Origin of the sequence: Candidatus Sodalis pierantonius str. SOPE, assembly GCF_000517405.1 — a bacterium.
In the GTDB taxonomy this organism is placed as follows: domain Bacteria; phylum Pseudomonadota; class Gammaproteobacteria; order Enterobacterales; family Enterobacteriaceae; genus Sodalis_C; species Sodalis_C pierantonii.
On record NZ_CP006568.1, the window covers coordinates 1812370 to 1827958 of the forward strand.

A 15589-nucleotide genomic window follows, 5' to 3' on the forward strand; every position below is an offset into this window, starting at 1 on the left:
CAGCGGGTATCGGGGCTACACCTGATTTGCCGCCAACTGCCGCAAAACGCCGATGATTTGCTCGCGCTGGTCATCATCCATAAAACAGCCGTCAGGCAGCAGCGTGTAGAGGGTGGCCAGGTGGTGGATAAGACGGTTGCGCAACGCGCCTGGGGGCTTAAGGGTCGCCAGCCGCGCATTGAGCCAGTCGGCAAATAGCCAGCTTTCGCCGACGATCTCAATGGTCAGCGGCAACAGGGTGCCCGTCGGCAGCCGGCATAGCCCTTCGATACGCCGGCACTCATTCTCAAGTCCCAGGAACAGCAACAGCCGGCGCAGACGCTGCAGCACGGCCGCGAGCCGCTGCTGTTGCTGCCCCGGCAGACAGGCGGAGAGTTCAAACGCCATGATCCGCAGCAGCACGCGCAACCGCTGACGCCGCTCGCGCCAGCCGGCGATACGCTTGAACCATTCCATCAGCGACACTTCCGGCTCATCCAACGCCTGTTGCATCAGGCGCGTGATCGGTCGCAGCGAGGCCGGATCGACCTCCCCCATTTCCATCATGGCAAACAGCGTCGTTTCCCAACCCTGCTGTGCCATCAATGCAGTCAGTTTGGCGCTAAGCCCCTGTTTTCGACGCTGACTCAGCGTATCTTGCGCCAACCGCGAAGACAGGGCGACGATTTGTCGCGCCATTTCCAGCGCCTGGCGGTCCTGCGGCGCCAGCGCCAGGATGCGGGCCACGCCGGCGCCCTGCTCCCCGCCGCTTTGCACCAGCTTAATGAGCGCCTGCTGCTTGCGCGCTTGCCAGCCGGCCGGTCCCAGGTCTTTACGGCCAAGCACTCTGCCCGCCATAGCCATGCCCATCTCTTCCAGCGTTTCACAGAGGGCGTTGCTTGACGTCTGTTCAAGCTCAAGCAGCGCCATCTCCTGCAGGGCCATCTTCCGCTCCTCCGGTACCTGCCGGGCGTGCACATCCTGCAACGAAGCCGGCGGCAATATCCCTTCGCTCGTTTTCATTGGGTTCTCCTGATGACGCCGTAGCGCCCCGCAGCCAGTCCAGCAACTGCGCAAAATGACGATCCAGCGAAATGTCCACCGCGCAGTGTGCCGATGCCAGCCGCGCTTCAGCACGGGCATAATGGGGCGCGGCAACGATAACGATGGTTAAGCGCTCGCCCCACTCGGCCCGCATCCGCGGCACCAGCGCGGGGTGGACCCGCAGGGTCAATGTTCCCTCGCCGGCCAGCTTTTCCACCTGCCGGGCCAGCCGGGCGCACAGTGGCTCATCCGCAGGCTGCTGTTCATACCAGGCGCTGAGCACCTGCGCCATGCACTCCTGGATGCGCTCGGCCGCGTGCCGAATCAGCAGACGTTCTTGTTCTGCCTCGTCCAGCACCCGACCGACATGCCGCTTCAGCCATTGCCGCTCACCGCGCCGCAACAGGGCCTGCTCCAGGCGGGCGCGTTCGGCAAGAAGCTCGCGTCGCGCCCGTCGCTGGTGTCTTGCGGTCTGCCGCAAAAGGGCCGTGGCTTTACGGCGCGCGGCGCCGAGTATCAACTCGGCCTGGCGTTCCGCCTCTTTAAGCGTCTGATCCCGCGTCAGGCGGGTAGCAAACCAGTCGGCAGGGATCACCGGGCCGTCTGGCACAGGCCCGGTCAATTCGATAATGGTTAATCCTCGGGTGGACATAACACCTGCTTCAATACAATGAGCGCGCTGCCGGGTACCTTGGGCCACAATGCCCGCTCGGGCGGTGGCAGCAAAATCATCAAGATATAAAGCACCGGCTCATTGACCGCCAGCCTGGCAAGGACGGCAGCGCCCAGCGATATGGCGCGCTCGGCCAGTTGGTCCGGCGCCCATACCACGCCCCGTTTGCCGCCACACAGCCCGAACAGCTGCCAGACGGCCTCTTCCGATAGCCATTGCCCTATCACCTGACGGTAAGCGGGTAACAGCAAATAATCGCTGCACTCCAGCACCAGTAGCCCAAGACCCAGCGCCGCTGCCGTCATCATCGGTGCCAAGCGGGCCAGTCGCCGCGTGCGCGGCGTTAGCGCCTGGCCGAGCGGCGGCGTGCCCCGCCGTCGCCGCAACGCCTGATTCAACCCTTCATCCAGCGGCGGCCGCTGTCCATAACGCCAGTCAGGCCGCGGCCGGAAACCGAGGGCGGCCAGCCAGGCGGGATGAGCATAGCGCGCGGGTTGCCAGCTATAGCGATACAGCTGTAGCAACAGCGGGTCCGGGGGCGTTAGCGCCGCCGGTCCCGCCATTTCCCCGCCGCCAGATAGATCATCGCGATAAGCGTCAGCGCCAGCGGTATCATGAGCAGACGGTAATGCTGAATAAGCCAGTGGATGGCCCTCCCCTGCGGATCCTGGTGCACACTCGGCGCTGACGCAGCCATACGGTAAGACGCTGGCTGCATCAGTATGCTGATGTGATCATATTGCAGACCGGGAATGGCTTTCTCGACCAGATTCCTTATCTGCATGCGAAACGTCTCCATATTGACCTGCGGCGAATATTTGATGAACACCGCCACCGATACGGGGGCGCCGGCCTCCTCGTCGCCGGCCGAGCGTGAGGCGATAGCAACATCCGCCTGCACCACCCCTTCCATCTGGCTAAGCATGCCCCCAATGCGCTGCTCTTTCAAGTAAAGGATCTTCTGATGCTCTTCGCTGGGCGACACCACCAATTGATTTGGCGGGAACATCATTTCGGCGGTGGTGTATTTGCGGTGAGGGAAACCATTTAGCCGCAAAAGCTCGACGGCATTGATGAATTGCGCCTGTTCGACCCGCAGCGTTATCCCGCCCTCGCCCCGCTGTTTATCCGCATCAATATGGTGCTGCATCAAAATCGCCAGCATCTGATTGGCGTCCTCCTCCGGCAGGCCGCTATAGAGCTCGATGCGGCAACCGGACAGCAACAGTATCGTCGCAGCAACGGCCAGGCAGCGCCCGCTTTTCATGCCATATTCACCAGTTTATTGATGGATTGCGCCATCGAACCGGCTATTTTGGCGCCAAGATCGATACTCGACGTCACCCCAAAGATCGCTGCCTGTCGCACCAGCATATCGTGTGGCGACAGGGCCCCTACCGGCGCCACGCCGTAGAGCAATTGACTGAATGCCGCGGCGGCATCCACAGAAGCCTCGGCCGGCGCGGCCGTCAGGCCGTTGGTCGGCGGGGCGATGTGGTAGGCGTTTTCGATTTTCATCCGTGACTCCCGTGGTGATACTGCAAAATGGCCTTTAGCGTCTCGACCTCCGGCCCCGCCACCCGCGCCAGGCGCACCCGGGCGGCGGCGATGTCATCCAATCCGAACAACAAGAAAGCATAGCATGCTGCCCGTAGCGATTCATCGGGCACCAGAAAAGGCAAAGCGGGCAACATGGCGCGGACCTGTTGCCGGTAACCGTGATTCACGCCCGCGCACGCAAGCTCCACCAGCAATCGGCGATCGGCATCCGCGAGCATCGTCATATCTTAGCGATAATGCCGCCGACCATATCTTTCATGGTCTTGAGTATCGCGCTGGAATAGTTGATAAAGGTTGAATATTGCTGCACCGCGAACTGCGCTCGCAGTAAGGAGGCAGGGTCAGTAAGCTTATCCGCCGTCATTTTATCTTCGACATCATTTCCCGCCTTATGTGCCAGAAGGGAAAGCGTATTGATGAGTTGTGACACATCCATGGGCACCTCCGGTGTCTTGCGTCTTGGCCACTGCCGTAATTTGGGTAATGCGCGTCGCGCCGGGCAGCGGCAATAAAGGGATTATCCGCGCACAGCGCTGCAGGCAGCATCCGGTGTAAACCTGAATTCAGGGCAGGATATGGCAGCGTCACGGGCCTCTCCGGTGGCATAGAAGCCTAATGATCCCGCGACAACGCTGTGATCAACGGCGGCGCGAAGCTCTCGCGACAATGCGCAGATAACCGGCAGCTCGGGGGGGGGGGATCGCCGCAACGGACAGGTCAAGAGCGGCGCGCCTGTCGCCAACGGCCTGAGCAGGCCGCGCGCTGGGGTTCACACCAACAGCTGATTAAGCAGGCGATAGGCGTGGCGCGTATTGCACTGTAACACGGCCTAGCCTCACTCATACTGATGGCGCTTTGCAGCGCCATACGGGCATCCGCAAGCCACCCCATGGCCTGTAAACACACGGCCATTTGATACATCGGTTCCGGGTGGTCGCCATCAAGCATCAGTGCATAACCGTAAAAATTCATCGCCCCTTGATACTCTTTCGTCTTCATGAGCGTGCCTGCCAGCGCAACATGCGCGCGCCAGCTCCAACGGCTGCGACATCACCAGCCAGCTGAAATCAATGAGTGCGCGGTCGTAGCGCCCGCTGTGGAGTGCCTGATGCCCGCCGGTATAGCGCTGCTCAAGCTCGCTGGTTATGGCTGTGTCAATGGCGGCGCAGGGATCGCATTGGCCGGCATCGTCATCCCGGATGGATATCATCATCACCTCCAGACCACGCGGTCAGATTGCCTCGGCGAGACGGCGCGTCTCGCTTAACGGCGAGGCAGGGTATAACAAACGCCGCGCCGGTCAGTGAAGACCGGCGCGGCGGCTGAGCAAGCGGGAAGCGGGGAGCTCCAACCAGAGATCGCCATGATAACGGATCCTCTCCGCGCCCAGTGATAGCAGCACCTGCACCAACTGCTGGCGTTTACGTGCCAACGCCAAGTCAAAGACATCAGCGATCACCAGCATCCTAACGCTGACCAGCCAGCGCAGCGCTTGGAAAACGCGGCGCAACACCGCCATCAGGCGGAACAGCTGCTGAGGCCGGCTGCGGGCATCGCGTTCACGCTGTAGGGCGCAGAGGATAAGCACGCCCCCCTCCACCCGGTAGGTGACCTGATAGGGGGGCAACTCCAGCTGATGACCGATGAGCAAGGCGCTGCCCTCCAGGTAAGCCGGCCGCGAACGTAGACCTTCGCTCAGCAACTGCCGTGCGAGCTCTTCCATAGCCGGTTACCTCACTAGGTGCTGTAACGCCTGACTGTACTGTTCCACGTACCTCTGGCCCATTTCCAGCATTTGCCGCATGATATCTTTAGCCTGCGCCTGCAGCTCATCTTGGGTTTTCTCATAGGCGTGCGCGCTTTTATGCAACAATTCGGCTTCCGCTTTGGCCGTATCTGCCTCTTTGGTCATGCCGCTGGCGCCCGCCGCGCATCCGCTGTTGATGAATTGCCCCGAATCATGGCCAAGACCTTGGTGTTGATTGAAGGTATTGGTGCTGTTGGAATGCAGGTTTTCCCCCGGATTCTGTTTGAGATTTTTTACGGCCCGGAAACCCGTAACCGTTCCCCCCATGCCACATACACCGCCGGCCAAACCGCCCACCGAACTCATCACCGCGGCCTGGAACGCCTTGTCGATGCCGTCGCGTGTTTTGGTCAGCGCGTTAACATCCAGCGCCCAGGCCTGTGCCTGCCGTTGCGCATTATATTCATTCATCATGTTGCGTAACTTTTTGCACATCATCATCATCTTTGCCCAGATCTCGTCATACCTCATCAGGTCGCCATAAGGATTCCCTTTCACGGGCGCGCGGGTAAAGACATCCGTGGCGGCCGCCGAATTGAGCGCCGGGTCGCCCTGTGGGACCAAAACGTCGGCGGGCTGTAAAGGAAGCGTATTATTTGTTTGATAGCGGCTATCCATAATCTCTCCTTAGGCGCGGCCGACGACGACGCGCGCCAGCGCCGAACCATAATTGTCAATAGTGTGCAATGCGCTCTTGCATGATTGCATACTGTTCTGGAAGGTGTCCTGTAATTGCTGATACTGCGTTGTCTTGCGCGCTTCGATCCATTTTTGTACACCGTCACTGAATGACTGGTTGGCCATTAATTCCTCAATTTGCTTTTGTAGATCCGCAAAGGTCATTGAGGTCACGCTTTGTTGCGTCTGGTTCGCGCCTTCGACCCCATTATTCGCGATTCTGAGATAAGTAAAGAACTTGGATCCTCCAACGGCTTGCCCGGCGTCCTTAATATTCCCCGCGCTTGCCATGCTGCCCATCATGGACATCGCGCCAAAAACGGTCTGCAATAGCGTCGCGTTGAGGATAACCTTTGCGCACGTCTCTTTGTCCGCGCCACAAAGCAGCGCGGTTTCGGCGCTCGCCTTGATGACGCCAGCCACGCCATTCATGATGGTAGCCATGCCCCCCACCACATCGCCCGCCATGACTCTGAGCGTCCCCATGACCAGTTGTAGGCCGCTGACTATCCAGTCGCACACCGCGCTGATAATGCCCGCTTTGCGCACTTTATCCGCTTGCTCGGCGGTTTTATTGATTTGCGCCTGATAATCCTTGAGCTGGCGAGCACGCAATACATCCTGCACCTCACTCGCGCGCTGGATTTGCTGGCAAATACTGTCGGCGTTTTTATTGCAGATATTCTGCATGAGGCCATTGACCATGAGCGACAGCGTCGCCACATCCAAGGTGAGAAATTGGCCCAACGTGGGACGCGCTGGCGGAGCGGATGGCAAGGCATCAAACAAATCGTCCAGCGCGGATTGCGCTTGTGACGCGGTGACGATGCCGGTATAGCTCGCCCCGGCCAAAGGCTCCACCCTCTCTGCCGGGGCAGGCCAGGCGGTATTGACCACTTTCAACCCGAGCGCCCCGGCGGCGACGGTCGTCCCCCCCTTATTGTCTATTTCGACCAGGTTGGCGCACGGCTCGGCGGCGATCCCCTGCATCATGTTAATCGGATAGTGACTCATCATCGCCTCCCGTTGCGGCCAAGCCCGTCCGCGCCCGCTGTCGTATGGCCTGATGGTGCTTAAGCTCGCCGCAAATCAGCAGCGCCGCGCGAAACGCTTTGCGGGCATACGTCTTATTGCCGCAGGCAAAATAGCATTCGCCCGCCGCACAGGGTGCTTCAGGCGCGGCCACCTTAATTTGCGCCGCGCGACCATAGGCATAAATAGCGTCGATCCATGCTCTTTGGGCCTGACAACATTTTCCCAAGTGGAACCAGTATTCAAACGACCAACCATCATAAAAAGTCAGCAATTTGAATATCCTTGCCGCGCCGGCCTGATCGCCGGCGGCGGCTAATTGTTTGGCATAGTCAAACAGCGTCTGCAAAGAGGTCTCGACCTGCCTGTCTAACAACATATAGACCGAGCCGCCCTGACGGAGAAAATCCCCTACCGCTTGAACATCCTGCCAATCATCCGGTTGCGCCTTATCCCCGGATAATGTCATTCAACAACCGCCCCCACTTGTCCATGCAGGATTTGGCGCCCTCAAGCATGGCGTTATAGGTATTGGAATACTTATCCAACAAAATTTGCTTTTGTTTCAACAGGTCGGTATCGCCGTTAAATGAGTTATCCAGACTGGCCTGAATGGACGTCAGCGTTCCTTTATCTAACGATTTAGTGGGATCATCACCCATATATTTGTCGATGGTTTTGCCCTCCACCAAGATGCCATTCGCCAACATGTAGTCGTAGGCGCCATCCGGCAATGGTTCGGTTCCCTTTTCATCCTTTTTAGAAACATCCGCGATCGCTTTGTCCATCCTGTTGGACATGTCTTTGGTGGCATGGGCGCGGTTGGCTGCTTGTTGCATCGCGTTATATTGATCACTTAATACTTCTTCCATCAACTGCGAGATGCCTAACAGGGTGTTACAGGCCGTGGAAAAGGGATTCACTTCCGTATAACGATCGATAACCGCTGCGGCATTGGCTGACCCCTTGTCTGCGGGTAATTTCACATACAACGTGTTCAACATCGCGTTAGAAATTGGCGTTCCGCTCATAGCGAGACCCCCAGGGTAGCGTTAATACTGGCCTGTTCGTGTTTTACGCGCGTGACTAGCTGTTTGAACTTCTTTTCCAGCTCTTTCATATCTCGGGCCGCCTCGCGCTCGAGTTGCGTGAGCCCCCCCCTCCGGGAAAAAACTTTTCAGACGGGCGGTTCTGCGCGCGGCATCCGGATCCCTGCCCGCGGTGCTATCCAGCATGACCAGGGATTGTTTTAGGTAATTAAAATCATGAAAACATTTCTGCAACCGGCGATATTCCCGATCGAGCTGCATCTTCAACGCTTCGCTGTTTTTTTGCATGCTGTCGTCCCCTTCCCGTTAGACATCATCGTTGTGGCGTTATGACTTGATATTTAGCGTCGTCATGTCACGACAACCCAATGGGGCATTGTGATAACGAAAGTAAATGCCGTTGAGAATATCTTCAGCCTGTAGCGCCGATTCCAGCAATACGGTGAATTGCTGATATTGCGCCGGGCGCACCGGCGAGATCATCGCCTGCCGCAGGCGACGCTGGATGGCGCGAAGCTGGCGTTGCCACTGCTCGGCCTGGACAGGTGAATCGCGTAAACCGTCTTCGATAAGGGTCAAGGTGGGCACAGCAGCCTCCGCTTAGAAATCATAGGGATAATTGATTAGCGCCCCACGATAGTGGATGGCGATGGCGCGGTCAGTAAGGGCAATCACTTCAACGCCGTCCGGCAATTGGCTGCCGACCTGTAGGCGTACGCCGTTTTCCAGCACCAGGTAAATACCGCGGCGGCTATGGATGATGCCCGCCGCCGGCGAGGGCAGGCGCTGCGCGCCGTCGGCGGACGCCGGTACCGCCTGATAGCTGAGCGTCAGCCCGGGGAACTGCGCTCTCAGACGGTCGAGCAGGCACTCAAGACGCTCCTTGCCTGCTTCGTCGAGCACCCCGCTCAGCGTGAACGCGTCTCCCACCGGCGTCACGCTAATTTCCCCGGCCAGTCCGCCTTCCTTAAGCACCGCGATGATGGCCTGACTCTGTATCGCGCGCCGATTTTCAATATGCCAACGTCGCAGGCCGGGAATTTGGCGCAGTTGCGGCAGCACCGCGGCCCAGCGCTGACCCATGGAGATATTGCCCTCGATAGACACCTCGCCAGGCGCGGTGCTGCGCACCCGTGCGCTGGCGTAGCCTACCTGTTGCAACAGCTCCTGGACATCGCGAGCGAGCAGATCGCCGCGCACGACCCGATCGCGAAACACAACGCCCCAGGACGCCAGTCTCTGACGTACCCCTCCCATCTGCGCCCCCTCGGCGCAATAGCCGGACAAGGTCAATACTCCATCCGGCGCCCAGGCGGCGTTAACCTTGTCCATACCGGGCTGCTGCAACATCCGTTCTACTCGTCCAGGAATACCGGGGCCGCTCTCCCACGCCACGCCGTTTAGCCACAGGCCAGCCAGCATGGCGGCCAGTAACACCGCCGCCAGGGCGCCCGTCCAGAGTAAAGCGCCATAGCGCGTCGGCAGCACCATTTCCGCCAAGCAGTCTTGCGGCGAACCAAAGGCCAGAGTCACGCCGGCGGTCTGTAAAATACCGGATGCCGGCAGCGCATCACCCTTCCGATGCCGGCGGCCATTGACCCGCACCGACGCGCCACCCGCATCAGTATATAATCGGCCTGCTGTTATCGTCAACGCCACCTTGGCCGCCGCCGTCAGCGGAACACAGACATCGCAACCGCGTTCGCCGAGCGTCAAACCGTCCTCAGGCAGGACGATTTCCCGCCCGTGCAGCACGCCGCCAAGCAGGCGGATTTTCCACTGATTATTCATGGCGCTTCACTACCGGCGACGGTGGCCTTGATCAAAAACAGTCGAATGACGCTATGGGTTTCATCAGTACGGCTTCTAAACAGATGACCGAGCAGCGGAATATCGCCCAACAAGGGGATTTTGTTTTGCCCATGCGTCTGCTTATCCTGCTGGAAGCCCCCCAACAGCAGACTTTGTCCAGGTCGGAGGGTGGCTTGTGACGCTATCTCGGAATTTTGCACCTGGGGCAAGGGATCCGTCGCGGTAAGCGGCGTCGCTTGCTGACCGTCCTGAATGTTCAGGCTCAGCATGATGTTCTGTTTCCCTTGGTCTTCCATAAGCCGTGGCGTAACGCGCAGCAGGGAACCGGTGGTCACCGACTCCAGTTTGGCGAATTTATCGGCCTGCAACTTGGTATAAAACGTCACATTTTTATCCAGCACCGCCTGGATATTATTGAGCGTCACCACCGACGGCTGCGACAAGATATACGCATGGGCGCTTTGTTCCAGCGCATTAAGCCGCACCATAAAATCGCCGGTGTTGCTGATAACCGATGAAAACCCGCCCGTCAGACCGACATCGCTATTAAAAGTGAAAGCATTGGTGCCCAGAGACACCGCGCCGCTCCAATCAATACCCAGCTTATTGATATCGCCGACGTTAACATCGATGATCATGACTGAAATCTCAATCATTTGCGGCCGTTGATCCAGCGCCATGATGAGTTTGCGATAACCCGCCATATTGGCCGCATAATCGCGCACGATCACCGCGTTTTGCCGCGGATCGGCGGAAAACATCGGCAACCCCTGCGTTTGCGGCGTCGACGCATTCCCGCTCGCGTCCGCGCCGCGGCTCATGTCGCGCAGCACGCTGACAATACCCGGCACCACTACGGTTTGATCCCGATATTGATAGCGGTCGTCCACCGCGGTGGCGTATTTTAGTGGATAGATCGTCATACTGACCGCCTCTCCCTGGCGCTTAGTCAGCTCACCGTCCAGCATGGAGGCCAGCTGCGACACGCGATCAAGACAAGCCGGTACGCCTTTGATATCCAGCGCGTTCACCCCGGGAATACGCCGAATTTCGCAGCTTTTTTTCTCCGGCACTTGACGGTTTTGCAAATAGCGAATGAATTCCAGCGCGCGCAAAGTCGTGAGAGTGATAACCTGGCGCCTTAGCTGGGATGCCGGATAAATAAACAAGGTATCGCCATCAAAATAGAAAATAAGATGATACTGGTTCATTAACTTATTGAGAATGGCCAACGGCGGCCCCGGCGGAATAAAACCGCTGAAACTCACATCAACCTCGGGGTCTATAGTGATGGAAGTATCATAATTCTCAGCCAAATTGGATAAGACTTGCGATAACGGCATTTCCCGGGCACGCAAAGAAAAATCCGCTTCACACCAGGGTAACGTTTTGGCATTGACAGAGGAAATAATAGACACCATGAATAGTATTAGCGTGTTATAATTCCACTTCATGTCGCACATCCTGACGGGTTATGCCAAGTCCGGCGACCACATTTGTCAAATATCGCGCCAGCGCAAGTTGTTTTTCTAATTCCGTCGCCAACGCCTCATTTGCCAAAGTTTTATCATAATAACATCCAAGCCAGGCCTCGGCAGCCGATAATTGCAGAGCATAATCATGAACCCCGGGATGCGCGGCTAAGAGCAATGTTAAATAACGTATTGATATGTTAGATAATATAACTGAATCACTTATTGAAATGGTAAAGAAAAATGATAGCGTGCTTATATAAGCTCGAGCGGGCTGATTATCAATTAACAATAACACCTCACTCCCCTTTTCCGATAGATGAATATCGCTAAGAAAAGAGACGCCTCTAAATCTATTAAGCATGAATGGGTTCTCCTCATTACTTCGTCATACTCAGTTGAAAACCTAACAGGGTACATCAGCAAAATACCTGATTCCCAATGGGGCAAGATTAACCACATATCCCCTTACAAATTAATACATAAACCCTCGCGTCATCCATTATTCTATAACCATCCGACGTTTTTAAAAAACGGACAAAATCCCAACGGCAACTTTTTTATCAGCACATTAATCAGGGATGACCATGATGAAAAGACAACAGTCATTAGTAACAAAGCTAACTATATTCATATCAATAAGCCTGATAATTATATGGCTAATATCCGTATTCGCCGCGACATATGTTTCGTTAAATTTGAGTAGATACCGTATATTAGAGAATCTCGCCCATTTTTCCGCATTGCGTATGGAATTGACCAACCATCGTTTTGAAGGCGCGGAACGGGATGCCCAAGCGCTCGCGCACCGCTATAAGCTTTATCACGCAACGCCGCTTATGATATTGCCCAGTGAAAAAAGCGAAAGCCGCTATTTCCCCTTCAATCCCGATAAATGCATTCCGCCGGGCAAAAGAGAGCGTGACCGCACGTTCATCCAGGTTTTCGGCACCGCCGGGCAGACCTATTACCTGGATAGCTTTATTTTAGATCGTCGCTATGGCGTGTCGCTGCTACCGCCACGCGACCATACGCCGGACTATTTTATCCGCCAGCAGGTCGAACTTAACGCTTTCCCCAATCAACCCGCTCACGACAACCTGTTCTGGGGCAGACCTGAGTTTCTTCCCGGCACCGGCTGGAGCGTGGCCGTCGCCGCCGCCGCGCCGAATGATGTACTCACGGGTCTGACAGTAAAGCTGAACGATTTACTCTCTTACGGCCACCCGGTACTGGGGTCGGACATTAATCTCTGGCTGGACGGCAGCAACCGCATCCTACCATTTTCGCGTGTATCGGCGCAGACCGCCGCCCGCCTCCAGCCGATGCTGCAACGACTCACGCTGAAGGACGGCTGGCAAGCGGTTCCCGGCTATATGCTATTGCGCACGCAGCTGAAAGGGCCTGGCTGGCAGCAGGTGATCTTGTTTCCCCAAAGCGGCGGTATGAAACGCACCCTGGACGTTATTGCGGCACAACTGCCCTTTGCGGTGGTCACGCTGCTAATGCTGGCCGTAACGTTATTCTGGTTGTTGCATCGCTATCTCGCCCGTCCGCTCTGGGACTTTGTCGCGATTATCGGCAAAACCGGGCCCCACTCGCTTTCGACCCGCCTGCCGGAAAATCGCCATGATGAGTTGGGCAGCATCGCCCATGCTTATAATCTGCTGTTGGATACCCTGCGCACTCAGTATGACAACTTAGAGAATGTCGTTGCCGAACGGACCCGCGCGCTGAACGAGGCTAAACAGCAGGCGGAACGGGCGAACAAACGTAAGAGCAGTCATCTCACCACCATCAGCCACGAATTGCGCACGCCCCTTAGCGGCTCGCTTGGGGCGCTGGAACTGCTGCAAATGACAACCTTGACCGACAAGCAGTTCCAACTGGCGGATACCGCCCGCCAGTGCGTGTTCTCCTTATTATCCATCATTAATAACTTACTGGATTTTTCCCGAATCGAATCCGGCCAGCTGTCGCTGCATATCGAAGAGACCCCTTTGCTGCCGATCCTTGATCAAGCGATGCATACCATTCAGGGGCCGGGTCAAAGTAAGGGTCTGACGTTACGTACCTTTGTCGGCAAACAGGTACCGCTGTATCTGGATATAGACGGAATGCGTCTGCGGCAAATTCTGGTCAATCTGCTCGGTAACGCCCTCAAATTCACCCAGTCCGGCGGCATCTTTTTAAGCGTAAAAAGACACGATCAGCAAGTGATCTTTGCCGTCAACGACAGCGGCCAGGGGATCGCGCCGGAAGATCAGGCGGATGTGTTTACCCCGTTTTTCCAGAGCGAAGGCACTATGCAGGGCACTGGCCTGGGGCTCGCCATCGCCGCCAATCTGGCGAAGATGATGGGCGGTTCGCTCACGCTAAGCAGTACACCAGGGTTGGGAACCTGTATGTCGTTTATCATGCCGCTCAACGACTACCGTGAACCCCACCCGCTGGGAGGGCAACTGGCCGCACCGTTGGCGCTTCATCGGCAGTTGGCCGCCTGGGGCATAAGTTGTGAACCGTCGCTCGAGGACGGGCCCTTCTCCGCCGCCGAACTACGTTTCCTGCCGGGCAAACTGTATGACCGCGTTATCCGCGCTTTCGCGGGCGACTTGCCGGAAACCACCGGCAATATTCCGGTACAGCCCTGGCGGCTGCGTATTCTGCTGGTGGATGACGCGGTGATTAATCGGGAGATTATCGGCATGATGCTGCACTCTCTTGGGCAAAATGTCACCCTCGCCGCCGACGGCACCAGCGCGCTGGCGCTCGGACGACAACAGCAGTTCGACCTGGTGTTGATGGATGTCCGCATGCCCGATATGGACGGCACCGCATGCGCCCGCCTCTGGCGCGAGGATCCGGAGAACCGTGACCGCGACTGTATGATCACCGCGCTCTCCGCCAATACCGCCCCGGAGGATATCGCGCGCTGCAAAGAGGCGGGTATGCGGCATTATCTGACCAAACCGGTCACGCTGGCGCAGCTGGCTGACGGCATTAGCTACGCCGCAGAATATCAACTCCACCGGGATATTCCGCTGCAAGAACAAGACAGCCGGTTAACCACGTCCTTTCTGTCGGCAGGCAGCGATCTGCTGCGCCAAAAAGTACACGAATCACTGCATTCGCTGCTCAATGATATCGAACTGAACGTTAACGATGTGGAAAAAATCAGCGCGTTGTTACATACCCTGAAAGGGGGACTGGGACAGGCGGGGTTGGGAGAACTGCTGTGCGACGTCGTCGATATGGAAAATCTGGTCAAGCATGGCCTCCCGCTGTCCGGGGAACAGATAGCCGAATTACGTCATGCCCTGGACAAATATCTAAGCGCCGAAAATGCATCCGCACGGGATGCTATTACTCAAGAGGTCACGGAATATGAATAATTATAAAATCCTGCTCGTGGATGATCATGAATTGATTATCAACGGCATCATTAACTTGCTCGAACCCTATCCGCGCTTTAAAATCGTGGCGCATATTGATGACGGCCTGGCGGTGTACAGCCAATGCCGGATCCATGAACCGGATATTCTGGTGCTGGATCTCGGCCTGCCGGGCATTAACGGCCTGGATTTGATCCCCCAATTGCGTTCCCGCTGGCCGCAGATGTCCATTCTGGCCTATACCGCCCACACTGAAGAATATATGGCGATACGTACGCTGGCCGCCGGCGCGCTGGGTTATGTTTTGAAAAATAGCCGCCAGCAGGTATTGCTGGCGGCGCTACAAACCGTAGCGGTCAACAAATGCTATGTGGACCCAGCGCTGAACCGGGATATGATCCATACCGCCCTGAGCATGGAGGCCGACAATCAAGAATTGCTGACGCCTCGGGAACGGCAAATCCTCAAACTCATCGCCGATGGCAACACCAACCGGCTAATCGCTGAGCAGTTATACATCAGCGTGAAGACCGTGGAGACCCACCGCTTGAATATCATGCGAAAATTGAATGTCCATAAAGTCACGGAGCTGCTCAACTGTTCTCGCCGACTTGGATTGACCGACTAACCTTCAACAGCACTGGCCAACCATGGCGGCGAACACTACTCCCGCCGCCGGGGTTCGGCCCCCAGTCCGCGCTCAGCGCGGTTGCAACGGCGTGACACAGGCCCGGGTCCGCTTCAGAGCAGCGTTCCACCGCCGCTGAACCAAAGGTAGCCACTCCAACGGCCCCGCACGGCTCCCCCGCTTTAACGCCTCGCCGCCCGCACCAGGGCAACGAATGCCAGACGAGGAGTGGCGACAGATTATAAGACGATTTGGCGCGCTACCTATCAGGTTTTCGACTGACATTGACGCCACAACAACAAGGCGACTCCCTGCTTGTTCACCCTGCACAGACGCTCACTGAAACCCACCCCGTTTGTAAAGGACGGCATGTTGTTTTGTCCGAGCGGTCGATATACGCGGCAATGATCACGACGCAGGAGTCTCATTTGATGGCGTCCATCCTCGGCACAGCGCATTGCGA

19 protein-coding genes and 1 pseudogene are annotated in these 15589 nt (G+C 57.1%); 2 read left to right on the top strand and 18 right to left on the bottom strand.

The genetic code is table 11. The features are described from left to right. Positions 1-15: 15 nt before the first annotated feature. From SOPEG_RS09240 to SOPEG_RS27310, 18 genes and pseudogenes are all read right to left on the bottom strand, one after another. Entirely contained in the window at positions 16-1002 is a 987-nt protein-coding gene (locus tag SOPEG_RS09240; RefSeq protein WP_025245126.1) for a SepL/TyeA/HrpJ family type III secretion system protein, read from the bottom strand. Further along, positions 896-1675 carry a hypothetical protein gene (locus SOPEG_RS09245; protein ID WP_025245127.1) on the bottom strand — a complete coding sequence of 260 codons (780 nt, stop codon included), beginning with the start codon at positions 1673-1675 and terminating at the stop codon, positions 896-898. Before SOPEG_RS09245 ends, SOPEG_RS09240 begins: the two co-directional genes overlap by 107 nt. Further along, on the bottom strand, positions 1657-2259 hold the full coding sequence (locus tag SOPEG_RS09250) for a type III secretion system domain-containing protein (protein WP_236851727.1): 603 nt from the start codon (positions 2257-2259) through the stop codon (positions 1657-1659). Before SOPEG_RS09250 ends, SOPEG_RS09245 begins: the two co-directional genes overlap by 19 nt. After that, positions 2238-2963 carry an EscJ/YscJ/HrcJ family type III secretion inner membrane ring protein SsaJ gene (gene ssaJ / locus SOPEG_RS09255; RefSeq protein ID WP_025245129.1) on the bottom strand — a complete coding sequence of 242 codons (726 nt, stop codon included), beginning with the start codon at positions 2961-2963 and terminating at the stop codon, positions 2238-2240. The genes SOPEG_RS09250 and ssaJ overlap by 22 nt, the downstream gene beginning before the upstream one ends. Then, positions 2960-3214, bottom strand: coding sequence for a type III secretion system inner rod subunit SctI (gene sctI, locus SOPEG_RS09260; protein WP_025245130.1), 255 nt, complete (start codon positions 3212-3214; stop codon positions 2960-2962). The genes ssaJ and sctI overlap by 4 nt, the downstream gene beginning before the upstream one ends. Beyond that, entirely contained in the window at positions 3211-3474 is a 264-nt protein-coding gene (locus tag SOPEG_RS09265) for an EscG/YscG/SsaH family type III secretion system needle protein co-chaperone (protein WP_236851729.1), read from the bottom strand. The genes sctI and SOPEG_RS09265 overlap by 4 nt, the downstream gene beginning before the upstream one ends. A 2-nt stretch (positions 3475-3476) precedes the next feature. After that, a complete protein-coding gene (gene sctF, locus SOPEG_RS09270; RefSeq protein ID WP_025245132.1) occupies positions 3477-3692 on the bottom strand; it encodes a type III secretion system needle filament subunit SctF in 216 nt (71 codons plus the stop codon). 333 nt (positions 3693-4025) lie between these two features. Then, a pseudogene (locus tag SOPEG_RS26210) lies at positions 4026-4466 on the bottom strand (SycD/LcrH family type III secretion system chaperone). A 90-nt stretch (positions 4467-4556) separates the two neighbouring features. After that, positions 4557-4979, bottom strand: a complete 423-nt coding sequence (sseE, locus tag SOPEG_RS09280) for a type III secretion system effector protein SseE (RefSeq protein WP_025245135.1) — start codon at positions 4977-4979, stop codon at positions 4557-4559. Positions 4980-4985: 6 nt separating this feature from the next. After that, on the bottom strand, positions 4986-5681 hold the full coding sequence (sseD, locus tag SOPEG_RS09285; protein ID WP_025245136.1) for a type III secretion system translocon protein SseD: 696 nt from the start codon (positions 5679-5681) through the stop codon (positions 4986-4988). A gap of 9 nt (positions 5682-5690) precedes the next feature. Next, positions 5691-6755 (bottom strand): type III secretion system translocon subunit SseC family protein, encoded by a 1065-nt coding sequence (sctE, locus tag SOPEG_RS09290; protein WP_158382366.1) that lies wholly within the window; start codon positions 6753-6755, stop codon positions 5691-5693. Continuing rightward, positions 6736-7242 (bottom strand): CesD/SycD/LcrH family type III secretion system chaperone SscA, encoded by a 507-nt coding sequence (gene sscA, locus SOPEG_RS09295; protein WP_025245138.1) that lies wholly within the window; start codon positions 7240-7242, stop codon positions 6736-6738. The genes sctE and sscA overlap by 20 nt, the downstream gene beginning before the upstream one ends. Further along, positions 7223-7804, bottom strand: a complete 582-nt coding sequence (gene sseB / locus SOPEG_RS09300) for a type III secretion system translocon protein SseB (RefSeq protein ID WP_025245139.1) — start codon at positions 7802-7804, stop codon at positions 7223-7225. The genes sscA and sseB overlap by 20 nt, the downstream gene beginning before the upstream one ends. A 21-nt stretch (positions 7805-7825) precedes the next feature. Continuing rightward, positions 7826-8110 (bottom strand): hypothetical protein, encoded by a 285-nt coding sequence (locus SOPEG_RS27305; protein WP_148297037.1) that lies wholly within the window; start codon positions 8108-8110, stop codon positions 7826-7828. 39 nt (positions 8111-8149) lie between these two features. Next, positions 8150-8410: an EscE/YscE/SsaE family type III secretion system needle protein co-chaperone gene (locus tag SOPEG_RS09305; RefSeq protein WP_025245140.1), complete on the bottom strand. Its 261-nt coding sequence runs from the start codon at positions 8408-8410 to the stop codon at positions 8150-8152. A 12-nt stretch (positions 8411-8422) separates the two neighbouring features. Beyond that, entirely contained in the window at positions 8423-9613 is a 1191-nt protein-coding gene (gene sctD, locus SOPEG_RS09310) for a type III secretion system inner membrane ring subunit SctD (protein ID WP_025245141.1), read from the bottom strand. Continuing rightward, positions 9610-11088 carry an EscC/YscC/HrcC family type III secretion system outer membrane ring protein gene (locus tag SOPEG_RS09315; protein WP_025245142.1) on the bottom strand — a complete coding sequence of 493 codons (1479 nt, stop codon included), beginning with the start codon at positions 11086-11088 and terminating at the stop codon, positions 9610-9612. Before SOPEG_RS09315 ends, sctD begins: the two co-directional genes overlap by 4 nt. Then, positions 11072-11470: a hypothetical protein gene (locus tag SOPEG_RS27310; RefSeq protein WP_071882162.1), complete on the bottom strand. Its 399-nt coding sequence runs from the start codon at positions 11468-11470 to the stop codon at positions 11072-11074. The genes SOPEG_RS09315 and SOPEG_RS27310 overlap by 17 nt, the downstream gene beginning before the upstream one ends. Before the next feature lie 217 nt (positions 11471-11687). Between SOPEG_RS27310 and SOPEG_RS09325 the strand changes: the two genes are divergently transcribed. Both SOPEG_RS09325 and SOPEG_RS09330 read left to right on the top strand, forming a co-directional pair. Further along, positions 11688-14498 carry a hybrid sensor histidine kinase/response regulator gene (locus SOPEG_RS09325; RefSeq protein WP_025245144.1) on the top strand — a complete coding sequence of 937 codons (2811 nt, stop codon included), beginning with the start codon at positions 11688-11690 and terminating at the stop codon, positions 14496-14498. Further along, a complete protein-coding gene (locus SOPEG_RS09330; protein WP_025245145.1) occupies positions 14491-15126 on the top strand; it encodes a two component system response regulator in 636 nt (211 codons plus the stop codon). Before SOPEG_RS09325 ends, SOPEG_RS09330 begins: the two co-directional genes overlap by 8 nt. The last annotated feature ends 463 nt before the right edge of the window (positions 15127-15589 follow it).